The 19,972-nt window shown below is 36.1% G+C and carries 11 protein-coding genes; 2 read left to right on the forward strand and 9 right to left on the reverse strand.

Features of this window, described 5'->3' with window-relative positions:
• Positions 1–98: 98 nt before the first annotated feature.
• Positions 99–2,768: a YfhO family protein gene (locus BW732_RS04450; RefSeq protein WP_077275651.1), complete on the forward strand. Its 2,670-nt coding sequence runs from the start codon at positions 99–101 to the stop codon at positions 2,766–2,768.
• 42 nt (positions 2,769–2,810) lie between these two features.
• Here BW732_RS04450 and BW732_RS04455 read toward each other — a convergent pair whose 3' ends face one another.
• The 5 genes from BW732_RS04455 to BW732_RS04475 all read right to left on the reverse strand — a co-directional run bounded on the left by BW732_RS04455 (position 2,811) and on the right by BW732_RS04475 (position 8,992).
• A complete protein-coding gene (locus tag BW732_RS04455; RefSeq protein ID WP_228414973.1) occupies positions 2,811–3,665 on the reverse strand; it encodes an HAD family hydrolase in 855 nt (284 codons plus the stop codon).
• Between the two features lie 205 nt (positions 3,666–3,870).
• Positions 3,871–5,340 (reverse strand): glycoside hydrolase family 1 protein, encoded by a 1,470-nt coding sequence (locus BW732_RS04460; RefSeq protein ID WP_077275652.1) that lies wholly within the window; start codon positions 5,338–5,340, stop codon positions 3,871–3,873.
• A 55-nt stretch (positions 5,341–5,395) separates the two neighbouring features.
• Positions 5,396–7,300, reverse strand: coding sequence for a beta-glucoside-specific PTS transporter subunit IIABC (locus BW732_RS04465; protein ID WP_077275653.1), 1,905 nt, complete (start codon positions 7,298–7,300; stop codon positions 5,396–5,398).
• A gap of 141 nt (positions 7,301–7,441) precedes the next feature.
• Positions 7,442–8,302: a PRD domain-containing protein gene (locus BW732_RS04470; protein ID WP_161485512.1), complete on the reverse strand. Its 861-nt coding sequence runs from the start codon at positions 8,300–8,302 to the stop codon at positions 7,442–7,444.
• A 225-nt stretch (positions 8,303–8,527) separates the two neighbouring features.
• Complete coding sequence (locus BW732_RS04475) at positions 8,528–8,992, reverse strand: Dps family protein (RefSeq protein WP_077275655.1); 465 nt, start codon at positions 8,990–8,992, stop codon at positions 8,528–8,530.
• A gap of 206 nt (positions 8,993–9,198) precedes the next feature.
• Here BW732_RS04475 and BW732_RS11770 point away from each other — a divergent pair, with 206 nt between their 5' ends.
• Positions 9,199–9,915 carry a prepilin peptidase gene (locus BW732_RS11770; protein WP_077275656.1) on the forward strand — a complete coding sequence of 239 codons (717 nt, stop codon included), beginning with the start codon at positions 9,199–9,201 and terminating at the stop codon, positions 9,913–9,915.
• A gap of 42 nt (positions 9,916–9,957) precedes the next feature.
• On the opposite strand, the gene BW732_RS04485 is transcribed toward BW732_RS11770, so the two are convergent.
• From BW732_RS04485 to rpoB, 4 genes are all read right to left on the reverse strand, one after another.
• Positions 9,958–11,340: a M24 family metallopeptidase gene (locus BW732_RS04485; protein WP_077275657.1), complete on the reverse strand. Its 1,383-nt coding sequence runs from the start codon at positions 11,338–11,340 to the stop codon at positions 9,958–9,960.
• Between the two features lie 92 nt (positions 11,341–11,432).
• Positions 11,433–12,212 carry a MurR/RpiR family transcriptional regulator gene (locus BW732_RS04490; RefSeq protein ID WP_161485513.1) on the reverse strand — a complete coding sequence of 260 codons (780 nt, stop codon included), beginning with the start codon at positions 12,210–12,212 and terminating at the stop codon, positions 11,433–11,435.
• 228 nt (positions 12,213–12,440) lie between these two features.
• On the reverse strand, positions 12,441–16,094 hold the full coding sequence (gene rpoC / locus BW732_RS04495) for a DNA-directed RNA polymerase subunit beta' (protein ID WP_077275659.1): 3,654 nt from the start codon (positions 16,092–16,094) through the stop codon (positions 12,441–12,443).
• Between the two features lie 32 nt (positions 16,095–16,126).
• Positions 16,127–19,702 (reverse strand): DNA-directed RNA polymerase subunit beta, encoded by a 3,576-nt coding sequence (rpoB, locus tag BW732_RS04500; RefSeq protein WP_077275660.1) that lies wholly within the window; start codon positions 19,700–19,702, stop codon positions 16,127–16,129.
• Positions 19,703–19,972: the final 270 nt, after the last annotated feature.

The raw sequence follows: 19,972 nt of genomic DNA on the forward strand, positions 1-19,972 counted from the left end.
ATAGTAAAGAATACTATAAAATGTCGTTTTTACTGCTTTTATACTATCTTTATGCTAAAATAATTACGTTAATTCTAAATTGGAGGAATCTTGTTATTATGATAAACAAATGGAAACAAGCGCTCAAACAAGATGGGATCTATGCTGCAGCCTCTTTTTTCATCCCATTCTTGATTATGTTTGCTACCTATTTAAGTATTGGTATTTATTGGGGGAGTGATCGTAGCGTCTTGGCTAGTGATGCTTTTTCACAATTTTCAAACTTCCATGCTAGCTTTAGAAATGCATTACATGGTGAGCAAAGTTTACTTTATACATGGAATGCATCTCTAGGTCTAAATTATTGGTCACTTATTTCTTACTATTTAGGTGGTATTTTTACACCACTCGTTTTCTTCTTTAAAAACCAAAATATCCCAGATGCTCTTTATTTGCTGACATTAATTAAAATCGGGGTAGCTGGTTTAGCTTTCTGGGCTTATGGAAAACGAACCTTCCAACTACCTAAGTGGTCCATTGTATCATTAGCAGTTGCGTATTCGCTAATGTCATTTGTTACCGCTCATTCTGAATTAATCATGTGGTTAGATATTTTCATGTACTTACCACTCGTTATTTTAGGAATCAATCAGATTGTCGAAAAAGGACGTTCGATTGTTTTATTTGTCGCTTACTTGCTTTTATTCATTTCCAATTTTTGCTTTGGTTTTATTATCGGGCTTTTTTCTGTAATGTATTTTATCGCTCAGTGCATCATCCATTCAAACAAATGGAAACAACTTATCGTCCCTTACTTTGCAACATCAATTTTAGCTGGTCTTAGTTCAATGATTATGATTTTACCAGCAGTAGTAGACTTGCGAACAAATGGTGAAAAGTTAACAGACTTCACACGCTTTAAGACCGAAGCAACTGGCTTTTGGGACATCATTAATAAAAATATGATTGGTGTTTTTGATACAACAAAATATGGTTCGATTCCTTTTATTTACGTTGGACTATTACCTTTCATTTTCTGTGTCTTTTACTTCGTTACTAAAAAAATTGCCTTAAAAAATAAATTAGCCTATGCTGGAATCTTTTTGATCATTATTGCCAGCTTTTACATTGACCCATTGAATTTATTTTGGCACGGCATGCATGCACCTAACATGTTTTTATTTAGATACAGTTTTATTTTTTCCTTTTTAGTTGTCATGCTTGCAGGATATGGTTGGGAAAAGTTTTCCAAAGACGATGGTGGTTATTTAGTTGGTACTGTTCTCGTTTTAGCAGTTCTCTTCACATTGGGAAAAATGACCAGTGGTAAAGACAATTATACCTTTGTTACTTACAAATCATTGCTAGTAACCATCTTATTCTTAGCTCTTTACCTACTGGCAATTATGTTCTATCAACTAAAAAAATTACCAAAAAACCGACTAGCTATTTTATTATTATTAATCGTAACTGGTGAAGCCTTTTTAAATACCAGTTTCATGATTAATGGTATTTTAGATGATTGGAATTATTCGTCACGTAGTCTTTATTCTGAACCATATCCAGACTATAAAAAATTGGTCAACACTGCTAATAAAGCTAATGATGATAGGTTCTACCGCTTGGAATCACTTGCACCAATCTCATCGAACGATAGCTTTAATTATGGGTTTAGTGGTATTAGTATGTTTTCATCTATTAGAAATCGTCACTCCTCAAGCCTACTGAATCAATTAGGTTTTAGATCACGTGGGACGAACTTAAATATTCGTTACCAAAATAACACTTTATTTATGGATAGTTTAATGGGAATTCGTCATAATATTAGTAATCAAACAATTAATAAATTCGGTTTCCGTCAAACTGCAACAGCTGGAAAATACCGATTATTTCAAAATGATTTGGCCATGCCTTTAGGAGTTTTAACAGATGATTCTCTTTACGGTATTAAAATGCCATTAACCGATAATTTAGGCTCTCAAACAGCTTTAATTAATCAATTGGCCAATTATAATGAACAGTATTTTCAATTTACCCAGCCGATTGTGACAAAAACAGTCAACACTAAAATTACGTCCAATCGTCAAAATCATGTAACCTATACAGAAGAAAAGCCGAATCTCGCCAAAGATATTACGTTTAACGTTGCTATTCCCGGTGGGCAACAAGCTTATCTCAGTCTATTCCCATCGGACTTCGCCGAACTAGGTAGCTCGAAAGCAACTGTAACATCTCAGGGCACAGTTTATGAATCACAAATTGGTATTACTGGACAATACTACGATTTAGGATATTTCCCTGAAGATGCTAACGTTCAATTTACTTTAAGCCTTTTTGGTACACAAGCTGTCAGTTTTTTAGAACCTTCTGTTTTACTGATGAATGTAAACTACTATCAAAGTGCCATGAAACAAATTAATCAGAATGGAATTGATTTTAACGTCTCTAACCGTAAAGCAATAGCACGCGTTAAAACACCTGAAGAACGAGTAGTCTTTACGACAATTCCTTACGATAAAGGCTGGACTGTTAAAGTAAACGGTAAAAAAGTCAAAACTACTGCTTTCCAAAAAGGTTTCTTAACGTTTAAAGTGCCAAAAGGAGAATCTGATATTCAATTATCTTATCTACCAGTTGGTTTCATTCCTGGTATTTTACTCTTTGTTGGTGGAATTGCTACTTTTTCAGCTTATTACTATTTTGACTCAAAAAAACAGCAACGCCATTTAAACGGTAATAATGTTGGCAATAACAACTCACAGGTGACACGGCGAATCAAGCGAAAATAATAAAAAGGAGTCAATCTTTCACTGATTGGCTCCTTTTTATTTTCACATATTCCACTTAGCTAAACTTAATGCGATACCGTCATGATCTGCATCAGTTGTTATCTCCTGTGCAATAGCTCTTAATCCTTCCGTGGCATTGGCCATCGCAATACCATAATTCACTGCATTAAACATCGCAATATCGTTATCTCCGTCACCAAATGCAATAGCTTGCTCTTTGGACATGTCAAGATATCCAAGTATAAACTCAATCGCTTTTTGCTTATCAATGCCTTTCACTGCAATCTCACCACTTTCCGGCCCAAATAAATCAACTGTTGAATGATACATGTGGAACACAGCGCCATAACGATCTGCAATATCTGAAAATGGTAACGTATTGTTAATAAAGGAAATCTTGTTGACGTTATCATAATTCACAGGGAAATTATCGTATTGAGCTGTTAATTCATGAAACCACAGCATTTTAGCGTCTAAACTATCAAAAGATTCGTTTTCTTGTTCTGCAATTTTTTTTATTTCTTCTTTAATTTTTTGCTCACAATTTGAGCTTCTAAATAAGCCATCATTGGATTCTAAATAATAACCTATATCGTTTTGCTCAAAAAAACCAACAATTTCTTTAACATGTTCTTTGGGCATTTTTTGATGACGTAATACAGTATCACCAAACGTTATATAACCCCCACCAGCACCAATCACTCCATCAAAACCAACTGCTAAAATATTAGCCAAAATTTCTGGCTTTGACCGGCCTGTACAAATATATGCTAGATTACCATTTGCTCTGAATGTACGAATCGCTTCAATACTAGAAGCAAGTACTTCACCGCCACTATCACATAGTGTGCCATCTACATCAAAAAAAGCAATTAATGTTTTTTTATCAGTCATCATTATATCCTCTCCAACTCATCACTATCTTTGTATTAAAAAATGACTTGTTATTAGCAAGCCATTTTTTATTTAACGACAATTTAATCATCATTATATTCGTGATGTTATTTACTGTTACTTAATAATTTCAATCCAATATCATTAACCTTTTCCCCAACTGAACAATTTTTTACTGACTAATGTAATTATCCCCTGATAACTTTCTTTAGATTTTTTCACCATTTGATGCAATAACTTCCTTATACCAATGGAAAGAATCTTTACGATAACGCTCAAGACTGCCATGACCTTCATCATCTTGATCTACATAAATAAAACCATAGCGTTTACTCATTTGTGATGTCCCACAGCTAATCAAATCAATACAACCCCATGTTGTATAACCTAATAAATTAACACCATCTTTAATCGCTTCTTTCATTTGAACCACATGTTTTTTAATATAATCAATGCGATAGTCATCATGTACTTTACCGTTAGCTGTTAATTCATCACGTGCACCTAACCCATTTTCACAGACAAACAATGGTAATTCATAGCGATCATATAATTTAATCAATGAAATTCTTAGTCCAATTGGATCAATCGGCCAATCCCATTGTGATAACTCTAGATGTTCATTTTTAATCGGGCTATCAAATGATCCTGCTAATTTCGCAGCATCTTCTCGTGCCTCAGTAACATGTGACATATAGTAACTAATCGCTACAAAATCAACTTTTCCATTTGCTAAAATCTCATCATCACCCGCTTCCATGACAACATGAATATCATTATCGGCAAAGTAACGTGCCATATAATCCGGATAAACACCACGTGCCTGTACATCTGGATAAAACATATTTAATTGATTTGATTTTAACGCTTGCAATTGATCTTCTGGCTTAGTTGTTAACGCATATGATTCAATTTGATTAATCATACAGCCAATTTTCGCTTCTGGTACGATTTCTTTTGCCGCTTTTACTGCTAAAGCACTGGCTAAAAATTGATGATGTGATGCTTGATACGTCACTTGCAATTTATCTTGGGGATCAATTAAATCTTCTAGAACGCCAGCACCAGTATACAAACTGTTTAAATTCATGTTCATCTCATTAAATGTAATCCAGTAATTAACCTTGCCTTTGTAGCGCTCTAGAATTGTCCGAGCATAGCGTTCAAATAAAGGGATTAACTCACGACTCGCCCAACCGTTATATTTTTCAGTTAACGTAATTGGCATTTCATAATGTGACATGGTAACTAATGGCTCAATGCCATATTTGGCACATTCATCAAACACTTTATCGTAAAAAGCAAGTCCTGCTTCATTTGGTTCTGTTTCTAATCCAGTTGGGAAAATTCTGGCCCAAGAAATTGATAAACGAAAAGTCTTGAAACCCATCTCTGCAAACAACGCAATATCTTCTTTGTAACGATGATAAAAATCAATTCCCCAACGTTTTGGAAATAAATATTTTTCTGGATGAGCTTTGTATTCTGCTAATTCTGTTGATGATACGTTAAAAGTAAAATTATCGACCTTACCTGTTGCATATGGGTCTTTATATGCTGCAAAGTCAGATGTTGATAATCCTTTCCCATCCTCTAAATAAGCCCCTTCAATTTGGTTTGCTGCTGTCGCGCCACCCCATAAAAAATTTGTTGGAAAACCTGTTTGTAATTCTTTCATCCTTAAAATCCTCCTCTTAATCTATTAATCTATTATGTATTTATTTGATCACTTCTTAATTAATCGCCATAAAAACTTTATCAATTCCTTGCACTACCTGGTTGTCTTCTTTAGCAATTGGCAGAACATCTAAAAAATTGGGCGTATTCGTTACCACGATTGGTGAAAAAAGCGAAATGTCTTTTGCACGTAATACCTCTAAGTCGATAGTCAATAGCTTATCGCCTTTTTTCACTATATCGCCTTCTGTAACTAAACAATTAAAGCCCTCACCATTCAATGATACCGTATCAATCCCCACATGAATCAACAACTCAACTCCGTCTTCTGATAATAGACCAACAGCGTGTCGCGTGGGCGTTGTCATTGTAACTTGTCCAGCAAATGGTGCAATCACTTCCCCTTTGCTCGGAATAATACCAATACCTTTGCCGACAATTTCAGAAGCAAACGTCTCATCTGGACAGTCACTTAACGGCTGAATCATACCAGTCATTGGAGCTAATATTTCAACAGGGTCGTTACTTTTAGCTAATGGTGTTATCTGACTATCTTTAGGGTCAATATCTGATAATATTGGATCAGCAGCCTCTATTTTAGATTCAACTACATCTTTATGAAGAATCATCGTCACGATCAACCCTATTAAGAAGCTTGATAACACACCGATCACTGCGAACATCATATTACTGCCACCCTTAGGATTAATATACGTTGGCAATGATAAAATTCCAGGTACTGTAAAACTAAACGTTTTAACCGCAAAGGTCCCAAAAATTGCACCACCCACTGCGCCACCTAACATACTTGCATAGAACGGTTTTTTCAGTTTCATCGTCACACCATAAATCGCTGGTTCAGTAATCCCGAAAACAGCTGGAATAAAGCTTGAAATAGCTAACTGTTTCATCTTTTTATCTTTCGTTTTTAAAACAACACCCAGTGTTGCTCCGGCTTGTGCCAAATTTGCTACTAAGTTCATTGGTAATAGCATCACATCAAACCCAAATTTTTCAAAACTAGCAAACGTACTTGGGAAAAATGCATAATGCATCCCAGTAATAACAATTAATGGCATCAAGCCGCCCATTAAAGCTCCAGCTAATGGGCCAGCAACGTTAAATAATGTCGTAAACAAGACTTCTAAGTAAGAACCGATTGTCACACCTAGTGGTGCAATAAAAGCTAATAAGATTGGCGCTGTTATAATCAAGCTAATCAGTGGAACAAAAATAATACTTAAGGAACTTGGAATAATTTTTTTCGCATACTTCTCAACATAACTTAACAACCAAACCCCTAAAATAATTGGGATAACAGTTGATGCATAGCTATTCATTGGAATTGTTAAGCCGATAAATTTTAGACTGGTTATTTCACCACCAGCTGCATTAGTCATAAATGTTGGATACATTAAAATTCCTGCTAACGTCACACCCAATGATGGATTTGTTTTAAACTTATTCGCTGCAGAAAATCCAACTAAAAATGGTAAGAAATAAAAGACAGCATCTGATATGGCATTTAAGACAATATAGGTTGAACTTTCATTTGACAATACATTAAGTGCTACCAAGATTGCCATAATTCCCTTTAACAATCCACTGCCTGTAATTGCCGCTAAAATTGGAGTAAAGATACCAGAAATCACATCAAAAATTCGATCAAGTATATTGCCACTTGTTTTCACGTCATCTGATTGTTCTACCAACTTACCATCAAGTAACTGACTAACTTCCGTATAAACACTCGTCACTTCATTGCCTATAATCACTTGGAATTGACCACTTTGAAATTGTGCACCTAGTACACCATCCAAATTAGCAATTTTTTCTAATTGGACTTTCTTTGAATCCTTCACGTTAAAACGTAAACGTGTAATACAGTGCCAACTTTGTGTGATATTTTCTGCACCGCCCATATCATTAATAATCTGTTGTGCTAGCTCTTGATGTTTCATTTTTCTCGCTCCCTTATTTTTCTCAACAAATTAACCATTTTTCAAAATAAAAAACCTAAACAAAGTAGCCGAATTAATTATTCGTGCAGTTACTTTGTTTAGGTTAATGCCATAATTGCGTTACACACCCAACTGGATAAACTATTTAATTGTTGATTCCGAAACAACTCGCTCAATATGAATCACTAAGTAAATCAATTCTTCATTACTTACTGTTAACTGATAATTTGCTACTAACATCTCACGAATAACTAAGCTACACGCATAGCTTCGTGGATATTGCTCCTTAATAATGTGATAAAGTTTAGTGTCTTTATCATTTGATACGTACTGTTGATGGTGAAGATGTCGATTCATAAAATACCGAATATGTGTGACAAAACGGGCATAACTAGCACTTTCTTTATTTAATGAGACATCAAACAAAGATTGAATTAGTTTAACCATTTCCTTGGTAATTGCCGTAATTAACATCGTGTCTTCCATCGACTCTAAGTCGTCTTGCGCATTGACAAAATGTAGCGCAATAAACGAGGCTTCTATTGGTGGTAGAGTAACACCCAAGTCTTCTTTCACAATCATCAAAGCTTGACGTCCAACTTCAGATTCACGCACATATAGAAATGGAATTTCCCACTGTAACGTGCTTTCGATTGCTTGTTCATTCGCTTCCACACGTTTAATTGCTGTCTGTAAATGATCGGATAAAGCAATCAATAAACTATGATTTAATTGTTTATTTAGCGATTTTTCACCCAATTCGATTATTTTTTCAGTTGTGGCTAAGACTTCTGGTAAAATATCAGCGAAGAGCTCTGATAAATCTTGTTTAAAACTCTTTGCATAAAAGATTTTTTGGACTAACTTTTCCTCAACTATATCGCCCTCTTTCTTTTTAAACCCAATACCTTTGCCAAATAGTACCAATTCATCATTTTTGTCATCAACTGCTAAGACAAGGTTATTATTTAGAGATTTTACCGTCGAGTAAATCGTCCTCACTCCCTTATGCCACTCATTTTTTAAAATAAAAAAACACCAAATACTAGTAGACAACTTCTACTAAACATTTGGTGGTGCCTGATCGTATCAGTAACACTCCTACGTGTTTCTCTATCTTGGCTAAATAATAGCATGAAATGTAATCGGTGTCAAATAATTGTTGTGCAAAAAAAATTATAAAAATACTCTTAGTCCGAGGACTAAGAGTATACTTGTTTGTTTGAATTAATCTAAATTAGGTGTCGTACCTAACTCAGCATGTAACATCCAAATTGTTTTTTCAAGGTCACCCTTCATATCAATAAAGATATCTTGAGTCACTAGGTCTTTTTCTTCTTCAGTAATTTCAATCGCATCTGCACATAAATTACGTAAATAGTGGTAACCAGATAATAACGTTTCAAAACGTGATTTCATGTCTTTATCATAAGTACCTGGTTCGTCTTTAATTTTAGTATTTTTCGCAAATTCTTCTAGGGTTGAAAAAGGACTGCCTCCAATAGTAATTAAGCGTTCAGCCATCACATCAACGCGCGCATTGATATCATCCATGTATTCATCCATTTTAGGGTGATTATTTAAGAAACCTGTCCCTCTCATATACCAATGAGTTTGATGAATCACAACTGAAAATTGACTTAAATCCGCTACCGCTTGATTTAATATTGCTTTTGTTTTTTCTTTACTCATGAATCTTCCTCCTTAATCTTGATATATCTATTCTAACATCTATCGTGTTGTTTTAAAAATAATATACATTATTTTATTCTTTCTTAAAGATTCATCTTTTTGAGGATTACTTTATTTTTAATAAAACATAGACTAATTAATTATTATTAATCCAGAAAAATAATTGATCAAAATCTCGTAATCTAAAAGTAAGGAGATGATAAAATATGCTACTAGTTTGCCTTTATTTAGGTTGTTTAATCGGGTCCTTTTTAGCCGTTTTAGCTGAAAGAATTCCTATTAAACAAAATTTTATTATAAGCAGGTCGCATTGTACAAACTGTCAGCACACGTTACACTGGTTTGATTTAATTCCTTTTAACAATCTTATTTGGCAAAACAATCGTTGTCGTTACTGTCAGCAAAAAATTCCAATGTATCACAGCCTATTTGAACTAGTCTGTGGCATGTCGCTGACCTTATTTTTAATGATTTATCCACAAAAATTCCTTTCAACTTCCACATTTAGCCTGATTCTTATCCTCTTGTATCTGTGCTTAATATTAAGTCTGACCGATTATCTGTATGGTATAGTTGAACCAAAAATTTTATATCCTGTGACTTTTTTATTACTTATTTGGACTTTCTATCATCACGATACAATGACGTTGCATGGTTATGCTCTAATTTGTACCACGTTATTTTTTATGATTATCCACTGCCTCTTACCAAATTCACTTGGAGGTGGTGATAGTAAACTACTCATCACGTTGAGCCTTTTTTTAGGACTGACGCTTACTTTGTGGATTATTTTATTTGCCTCTTTAAGTGGAATCATTTTTATTTTAATCGGCAATACATTAACTCATCAAAACATTAAAAAAATTCCATTTGTCCCATTTATCACACTAGGCTATGTCTTAACTTTTTTGTTTATTGTCTGAGATAAGTATCAGACTTAGTCCTTGGTTCTGGATTTTTTTCCCTTATTCTAAAACTAAAGCAATATCTGAATTTAACAATAAGGGTCTTAAATATCCTAATGTATCACACATTGGTAATAATTCTTCGTGTAGATGAATATTTAATTCCTCAGATAAATAACGTCGTCTTTCAACAATCCGTTGCCACATTTCTGGGTAGTTAATTTCAATATCTGAACGTAAACGGGCATCAGCAATCGCCACTGTACTTTCAGCTGAAACACCTTGATGACCTTTTTGAATTGGAATAAAATCTACTTGGAATAACATACCACTTCGTAATTCAGCCTTCGAACCCTCATAAAATGGTGAAGATAACCATTCTTCATCTGCAACTAAATGACCTGGACATAGACCCCAGCCATATATTTCTTGTGGATAGAAATTTGAAAATTCGCGATAAAATGCTCCACCTGTTTTTCCAATTTTTATTTGATCTAGCCAATAACGATAGGCGCGATAATAAGGGATAACAACGTCTAAAAAATAGCCTGGATCGATATCTTCTAACTGCTCATAAGTCGATACTGCGTAACCATTACGACTCGATAGTCCACCTTTATATGCTACTGTAAGGGAGACCTTATCTCCCTGATTTAGCACTCTATTGGTTGGATACAAATTCGCTTTTTCAAAGCGCTCACCAAATGCAGCAATAGAAATAACCGTATTGTACTGTCCCTCTTTCGTCAAACATTCCCCTACTTCTCTCTCAGAAATACCTTCTTTCAAATGATTCATAGCATCTAATACACTATCAGAGGCTAAAGAAGCACCATATTCGTAATGTGCTAACTCATTGGCATTGTTAACTGTTCGGACACCTATCTCAGGTCCTATTAGTAAATGTGTCGCGTTAACGAGCTTGACATCTTGACCGATTGCTGCTTGTAATCCCTCGACAATAAAAGCCGGTACATCAAATAATTGGCGCTCATCTGTGATATCAGTTGTTAAAAGTTTCCAACCGACTAGACCAACTTTGCTTGAAGTATCAATAACGGCTTGTTTAAAATAGTCCCCCATTGATTTTTTTAAATCCATCGGTTGATTTGGTAAAGATAAAAGTGGACATAAAATTCCGTCAGATTGTGTTCTAGCACGAGGAACTTTATTATAATTTTCATTTCCCAGTAATAAAGTGCTCGTACCATCTTGCTTCAGTAGTTGGATACCTTCTTCAAATCGTGGGATAAATCCTGTTAAATATTCAAATGAGGCGCCGTGTTCTTTGTCTGCATAGATGATCAGAGAACTAAAATTATACTCCTTCATGAGTGATAGTAATTTTTCTTTTCTAGCTTGTAATGTCTCATCAGTTAAAAATACTTTTTCTGTAATGGTTGTTCCTTTAGGTGACTTGACTTTTTTTAAGTAATGTTGCATTTTCTGACATCCTTTCTCTTGCTTAATAAGATAAACTTAGTATAACAAATTTAAACTTTATACATCGTTCATTATTTGAACGATTATTTCTTTTAGGAATGATAAAAAAAACTTTCAGAAATAAAGTCGAAAATTAAAGTTAAACCGTATTTACCATAAACCCCGGTCACATCATTTTTTATATCTTGCCCACTCATATAAAAACAATCATGATAACTCTCTAAAAATTCGGGATCTCTGTTTCCAGTCAGCAAAATATTATAACTAGGTAAACCTCTCACCCATTCACTAGCCTCCGCTGCAAAAGTTCCTGAGACAGAGGAGACCAATAATAAGGTTTCATCGTCTATTTCCTCTAACATACTATTCTCTTTGTAGTCTTTAGATATCACATATACTATTTTTTCAGCAAAAAGTAATTCTTGTTGAAATTTAATCAACTCACTACTTGTATTATTTGCAGATACCAAAATAACCTTTTTATATGACACAATCAATGATACTATCGTCTCTACCATAGTATCTGTAAAATTTTTTTCGATATCTTGGATAACCCGACGGATACTATCTAGTCTTTGTACACGGTATTCACTCATCGGGTGAAATTGTCGTAAGCGTAAATTGCTCGGGAAAATTAGATGACTGAACGAGACTTTTAACTCACTAAAATTATCATAACCTATCCTATGGCAAAATCGCCGAATAGCTGATGGTGTAGTAAAGGCACAATTGACAAGCTCATTAACACTAACTTCATTTATTCGTTTAATATTGTCTAATAAATAAGAAGCCACCGCATAATCATTGTCGTGTTCTTTACTGTTTACTATTTCATACAAGGCATTTAATAAGCCAAATTTATTAATGCTCATTCCCACCTCTCCTCTCCTACTATCTTTCATTTATCTTACAAATGCAATCTGACTTTATCAAGTATTTATCAAAAATCAGCGCAAATTTAATACGGGTTCTTTTCATTCATTTTGTATAAACTGCACTTTTCATCATCACTATAATCTTACAAAAAAGACTGGTACAAATCAAAAACCCCCGATTTGATCACAATTCTCTGTGACCAAATTGGGGGTTAATTTTATTTATTAGTCTTTGTTACCTTTTAAAGCATCAGCTGCAGCCATTTGTGCTTCAATGTCACTAATACTGTAAACATTTTCGCTTGCTACGCCTACTTCTTTTGGCTCCATGTTACGATATTTAGGCATACCTGTACCGGCAGGAATAATCTTACCGATAATAACATTTTCTTTCAAGCCTAATAAGTGGTCTTGCTTACCTCTGATAGCAGCATCCGTCAACACACGAGTGGTTTCTTGGAATGATGCAGCAGATAAGAAACTGTTTGTTTCAAGAGAGGCTTTTGTAATACCAAGTAAGACTGGGCGACCTGTTGCTGGTGTACCACCACTTACTAATGTATTGTAGTTACGCTCTTTAAACTCACCAATATCCATTAATGTTCCTGGTAAAATATCAGACACACCTGGATCCATAACACGTACTTTACGTAACATTTGACGGACCATTACTTCGATATGTTTATCGCCAATTTCTACCCCTTGCATACGGTAAACTTTTTGAACTTCTTTTAGTAAGTAGTTTTCAACAGTTAACACGTCTTTAACGGTTAGTAATTGTTTTGGATCAATTGATCCTTCAGTTAATGGTGTTCCGCGATCAATAATATCGCCTTCTGCTACTTTCAAGCGTGAGATGTAAGGTACTTCATACGTCCGTTCATCAGTGTCACCTTTAACAGTGATTTCTTTCATACGGCTACCTTGATCTTCTTTGATTTCAATAATCTCACCAGCAACCTCAGAAATAATCGCTTGCCCTTTTGGATTACGTGCTTCAAAGATTTCTTGGATACGAGGTAAACCTTGAGTAATATCATCTCCGGCAACCCCACCCGTATGGAATGTACGCATGGTTAACTGAGTACCAGGTTCACCGATTGATTGCGCTGCGATTGTACCAACAGCTTCACCAACTTCAACTTCTGAACCAGTTGCTAAGTTACGACCATAACAGTGTTTACATACACCATGTTTTGTATTACATGTGAATACTGAACGAATTGAAATTTCTTCAATACCTGCTTCAATAATTTGATGTGCGATATCTTCAGTAATTAACTCATTCGGTCCAATAATAATATGACCTGTTTCAGGATTGATAACAGATTTACGTGTGTAACGACCTAACATACGTTCTTCCAGTGTTTCAATCACTTCATTGCCCTCTTTCATAGCAGCAATGTTTAAACCACGATCCGTTCCACAATCTGTTTCACGAATGATAACATCTTGTGCCACGTCAACTAAACGACGTGTTAAGTAACCAGAATCGGCAGTCTTCAAGGCAGTATCGGTCATTCCTTTACGTGCCCCATGGGTTGAGATAAACATCTCTAAGACAGTTAATCCCTCACGGAAGTTCGATACAATCGGTAACTCCATGATTCGACCATTCGGTGCGGCCATTAATCCACGCATACCTGCTAATTGCGTAAAGTTGGAGATATTACCACGGGCTCCAGAATCACTCATCATGTAAATTGGGTTACGTGCATCTAAACTTTCCATCAATTTATTTTGGATAGCGTCTTTTGTCATATTCCAAACACCAATAACGCGTTCATAACGTTCGTCGTCTGTAATCAGTCCACGACGGAATTGTTTTGTAATGACTTCTACTTGTTTGTGAGCTTCATCAATCATCTCTTGTTTTTCGTGTAAGACTACGATATCAGCAATCCCTACTGTCATCCCTGCATAAGTCGAATGTTTATAACCTAAGTCTTTCATTCTGTCTAGCATTTTAGATGTTTCAGTAATTTTGAAACGTTTAAAGACTTCAGCAATGATATTTCCAAGATTTTTCTTCTTGAATGGTCCAACAAGTTCCTGTTCTTTAATATGCGCAGGAATATCGGTTGACGCTTCAACAAAGTATTTATCTGGTGTTTGTTCAGTTAAGTTATAAGTTGTTGGTTCATTTAAATAAGGGAACTCTGGTGGCATAATTTCGTTAAAAATTGCTTTACCAGCAGTTGTAATCAAAATGCGCTCTCTTTGCCAATCAGTAAATGGTTTTTCAGGCATTGAGCTTGTTTGTAGTCCAATACGTGTGTGCAAGTGGACATAACCATTTCTCCAAGCTAAAACAACTTCATCTAAATTACGGAAGACCATACCTTCCCCAATTTGTCCTTCACCTTCCATAGTTAGGTAATAGTTACCTAAAACCATATCTTGAGATGGTGTAACAACTGGTTTACCATCTTTCGGGTTCAAGATGTTTTGTGCTGCTAGCATTAACATACGTGCTTCAGCTTGTGCTTCTTCATTTAACGGTACGTGAACCGCCATTTGGTCCCCATCGAAATCGGCATTATAGGCCTCACAAACTAATGGGTGAAGACGAATCGCACGACCTTCAACTAAGACTGGTTCAAACGCTTGAATACCTAATCTATGCAATGTAGGTGCCCGGTTAAGTAACACTGGATGTTCTCTAATAACATCTTCTAAAACGTCCCAAACAGCGTCTTCTTGACGTTCAATTTGACGTTTAGCATTTTTGATATTACTTGCGATTTCACGTTTAACTAATTCGTGCATAACGAATGGTTTAAACAATTCAATAGCCATTTCTTTTGGTAGACCACATTGGTACATTTTTAAGAATGGACCAACAACGATTACCGAACGACCAGAATAATCCACACGTTTACCTAGTAAGTTTTGACGGAAACGGCCTTGTTTCCCTTTCAACATATGTGATAGAGATTTCAATGGTCGGTTACCTGGTCCAGTTACTGGACGACCACGACGACCATTATCAATCAATGCATCAACAGCCTCTTGTAGCATACGTTTTTCATTTTGCACAATAATTCCCGGTGCATTTAAATCTAATAAACGTTTTAAACGATTATTACGGTTAATCACACGACGATATAAATCATTTAAGTCACTTGTCGCAAAACGGCCACCTTCTAGTTGCACCATTGGACGTAAATCTGGAGGAATGATTGGTACCACATCCATAACCATCCAATCAGGGTTATTACCAGATACTCTAAAAGCTTCTAAAATATCTAAACGACGGATAGCACGTGTTCTTTTTTGACCTTGTGCTGTTTTAAGTTCTTCTTTTAATTCGACTACTTCTTTTTCTAAATTAACGTCTTCTAACAAGCGTTTGATAGCTTCCGCACCCATACCAGCTTGGAATTCTTGACCGTATTGTTGACGTTTTTCACGGTATTCACGCTCAGTTAATAATTGTTTTTTCTCTAAAGTTGTGTCACCTGGATCAGTTACCACGTAAGAAGCAAAATAAATGATTTCTTCTAAAGCACGTGGGCTCATATCTAATACAAGACCCATACGACTAGGAATTCCTTTAAAATACCAAATATGTGTAACTGGTGCTGCTAATTCAATATGTCCCATACGCTCACGACGTACTTTAGAACGTGTTACTTCAACCCCACAACGGTCACAAACGATTCCTTTGTAACGAATACGTTTATATTTTCCACACGCACATTCCCAGTCCTTAGTAGGACCGAAAATGCGTTCGCAGAAAAGACCATCACGTTCAGGTTTTAGGGTACGGTAGTTAATTGTTTCAGGTTTTTTTACCTCACCGTAAGACCAGCTTCTTATTTTATCAGAAGAAGCTAGCCCAATTTGCATACTTTCAAATTTATTTACATCGATCAAAAGATGTCCCTCCATTCACTTTTGTCTTTACACTATTCTTGGTTTTCTTGTGCATCTTTCAACGATTTTTCAGCTTGCTCTTTTTCAGCTTGTTCTTTAGCATATTTGGCTAAAGCATCGACTGTAATCAAGTCATCATCGTCATCGTCCATATCACGTAATTCAATTTCTTGATCATCTGCATCAAGGACACGCATGTCTAAACCTAGAGCTTGTAACTCTTTAACTAATACGCGGAATGATTCAGGAACTCCTGGTTTTTGGATAGGTTCACCCTTAACGATCGATTCGTATGTTTTCACACGACCAACAACGTCATCGGACTTGTAAGTTAAGATTTCTTGTAGTGTATAAGCAGCACCGTAAGCTTCAAGTGCCCAAACTTCCATCTCACCAAAACGTTGTCCACCAAATTGTGCTTTACCACCAAGAGGTTGTTGTGTTACTAATGAATATGGTCCAATTGAACGAGCATGTAATTTATCATCAACCATGTGAGCAAGTTTCAGCATATACATTACCCCAACCGAAATTCGGTTGTCAAAAGGTTCTCCGGTACGACCGTCGTAAAGAACTGTTTTTGCATCACGTGCTAATCCAGCTTCTTCAACCGTACTCCATACATCTTCTTCATCTGCTCCATCAAATACTGGTGTAGCAACATGAATATTCAATGAGCGTGCTGCCATCCCTAAGTGGAGTTCTAGCACTTGCCCAATGTTCATACGAGAAGGTACCCCTAATGGGTTTAACATGATATCAACTGGTGTACCGTCTGGTAAGAATGGCATGTCTTCCTCAGGCATAATCCGAGAAACTACCCCTTTATTACCATGACGTCCAGCCATCTTATCACCTTCATGAATTTTACGTTTTTGGACAATATATACACGGACTAACATATTAACACCTGGTGCTAATTCATCTCCACCTTCACGTGTAAAGATTTTCACGTCATGAACAATACCGCCACCACCATGTGGTACACGTAGTGATGTATCACGAACTTCACGCGCTTTTTCACCGAAAATAGCGTGTAATAAGCGTTCTTCAGCTGATAATTCTGTTACACCTTTAGGCGTTACTTTACCAACTAATAAATCGCCATCTTTCACTTCAGCACCAATACGGATAATACCCATCTCGTCTAAATCTTTTAGCGCATCCTCACCAACGTTTGGTAATTCACGCGTGATTTCTTCAGGTCCTAATTTTGTGTCACGTGCTTCAGATTCATATTCTTCAATATGAATTGACGTATACACATCATCTTTAACCAAACGACGACTCATGATAATCGCATCTTCATAGTTATATCCTTCCCAAGTCATGAAGGCCACTAAAACGTTTTGTCCTAGAGCTAATTCGCCTTCTTCCATAGAAGAACCATCGGCTAATGCATCCCCTGCATCAACGCGTTCACCTAAACGAACGATTGGACGTTGATTATAGCTTGTACCAGCGTTTGAACGGTGGAATTTAATAATATTATATTTATCTAATGTTCCATTGTCACGACGTACACGAACTTGTTTTGCATCCACAAACTCAACAACACCATCGTGTTTACATAATAGAGCGGCACCAGAGTCATGGGCTGCAATATATTCCATACCAGTTCCAACTAATGGAGAACGTGGTTGAATCAACGGCACTGCTTGACGCTGCATGTTGGCACCCATCAAGGCACGGTTGGAGTCATCGTTTTCCAAGAAAGGAATACATGATGTCGCAACTGCAACTACTTGTTTAGGTGATACGTCCATGTAATCGACTTTTTCAACAGCAACTTCTAAGTTTTCACTTTGCAAACGCGCCATTACTACTGGCTCAGCAAATGTCCCATCATCATTTAAACGAGAGTTAGCTTGCGCTACCATATAGTGGTCTTCCTCATCAGCCGTTAAATAATCGATACGGTCAGTTACACGACCAGTTGCACGATCCACACGACGGTAAGGTGTTTCAATAAAACCATAACGGTTCACTTTCGCATAGCTAGACAAACTATTGATTAACCCAATGTTTGGTCCCTCAGGCGTTTCAATCGGACACATACGACCATAGTGAGAGTAATGCACGTCACGCACTTCATATCCGGCACGGTCACGTGTTAAACCACCAGGCCCTAAGGCTGATAGACGACGTTTGTGGGTTAACTCACCCAGTGGATTGGTTTGATCCATGAACTGTGATAACTGAGAAGAACCGAAGAATTCTTTCATTGAAGCCACAACAGGACGAATATTAATTAATTGTTGAGGTGTCAATGTTTCAGTATCTTGGATTGACATTCTCTCACGTACCACACGTTCCATACGTGATAAACCAATACGGAATTGATTTTGTAATAATTCACCAACTGAACGGATACGACGGTTACCTAAGTGGTCGATATCGTCAACTTTACCGATACCTTCCATTAAGTTAAAGAAGTAACCCATTGTCGCAATGATATCCGCTGGACGAATTGTTTTAACAGTAGCATCTAAATTACCATTGCCAATCATATTAACGACACGTTCTGGGTCTTTTGGTGAGAAGACTTTAATGACTTGGATTGTCATTGGTTCAGTCACAACACCGTCTTCAGAAGGATAGAACGTTACATTGTTTAGACCTGCATCTAAATAACTTTCTAATTTTTCCATAACAGTGTGTGTCACAACTGTTCCTTTTTCGACAATAATTTCACCAGTTTCAGGGTCGACTAATGTTTCAGCTAACGTTTGATTTAATAAACGTGTTTTAAGCGTTAATTTTTTATTTACTTTGTAACGACCAACATTTGCTAAGTCGTAGCGTTTTGGATCAAAGAAACGAGCATTTAATAAGTTACGTGAACTTTCTGCTGTTTTTGGCTCACCTGGACGTAGACGTTCGTAAACATCTTTTAAGGCTTCCTCAACACGCGTGCCGCCACTTTCTTTTTTGATGTCTTTTCCAATGGTTTCAGTTAAGCTTTCACTTTCACCAAAGATTTCCATAATGGTACTATCATCACCAAAACCTAAAGCCCGCACAACAACAGTCAAAGGAATCTTACGCGTACGGTCAATACGTGCAAACGATAGACCTTTCGCATCAGTTTCTAATTCCATCCAAGCTCCACGGTTAGGGATAATTGTTGTACCAAAGCCTTCTTGTCCATTTTTCTCTTGTTTCGCGTTAAAATAAACTCCAGGAGAACGAACTAACTGTGATACAACAACACGTTCAGCACCATTGATGATAAATGTACCCATTTCAGTCATTAATGGAAAATCACCAAAGAACACTTCTTGCGATTTAATTTCACCCGTCACTTGATTGTCTAAACGTAGAGTCACGTGAATCGGAGCTGAATAGTTAGCGTCATGTGCACGTGCTTCTTCAACAGTGTATTTAGGTTCTTTCATTTCATAATCAACAAACTCTAATGATAATTTATCGCTAAAATCTGTGATTGGTAAAATGTCTTCAAACATTTCTCTTAAACCTTCATCTAAAAACCACTTGTACGAATCTGTTTGAATTTCAATTAAATTTGGCAGTTCTAGGACTTCATTAATTCTAGAATAGCTGCGTCTTTCCCGGTGTTTTCCGTATTTTACTACGTGTCCAACCAAATTAGTCACCCCTCTGAGTTTTTTAAAAAAGCTTTATGTTACAAATATTAATTTTTGATTACATCCATTGTAACAAATCCATTTTAGGAAAAAAAAACCAAAAATAGAGCCAGATCTTGTAATATGACCTTCCTATTTTTGTTTTTGCACTCTATTAAAGGAATATGGACAATATTTCATACCCTTTAACGTTCATAACATAAAGCATTCTGCAACTATCCATTCTATCTTATGCAAACATATTTGTCAACACTATTTTTAAAAAAAAGA

The organism is Vagococcus penaei (genome assembly GCF_001998885.1).
Lineage (GTDB): Bacteria > Bacillota > Bacilli > Lactobacillales > Vagococcaceae > Vagococcus > Vagococcus penaei.

Excerpts from the sequence above, each read along its gene's own strand:
- BW732_RS04450 (WP_077275651.1), top strand. The coding sequence starts at position 99 with ATGATAAACAAATGGAAACAAGCGCTCAAACAAGATGGGATCTATGCT.
- BW732_RS04455 (WP_228414973.1), bottom strand. The coding sequence starts at position 3,665 with ATGATGACTGATAAAAAAACATTAATTGCTTTTTTTGATGTAGATGGC.
- BW732_RS04460 (WP_077275652.1), bottom strand. The coding sequence starts at position 5,340 with ATGAAAGAATTACAAACAGGTTTTCCAACAAATTTTTTATGGGGTGGC.
- BW732_RS04465 (WP_077275653.1), bottom strand. The coding sequence starts at position 7,300 with ATGAAACATCAAGAGCTAGCACAACAGATTATTAATGATATGGGCGGT.
- BW732_RS04475 (WP_077275655.1), bottom strand. The coding sequence starts at position 8,992 with ATGAGTAAAGAAAAAACAAAAGCAATATTAAATCAAGCGGTAGCGGAT.
- BW732_RS11770 (WP_077275656.1), top strand. The coding sequence starts at position 9,199 with ATGCTACTAGTTTGCCTTTATTTAGGTTGTTTAATCGGGTCCTTTTTA.
- BW732_RS04485 (WP_077275657.1), bottom strand. The coding sequence starts at position 11,340 with ATGCAACATTACTTAAAAAAAGTCAAGTCACCTAAAGGAACAACCATT.
- BW732_RS04490 (WP_161485513.1), bottom strand. The coding sequence starts at position 12,212 with ATGAGCATTAATAAATTTGGCTTATTAAATGCCTTGTATGAAATAGTA.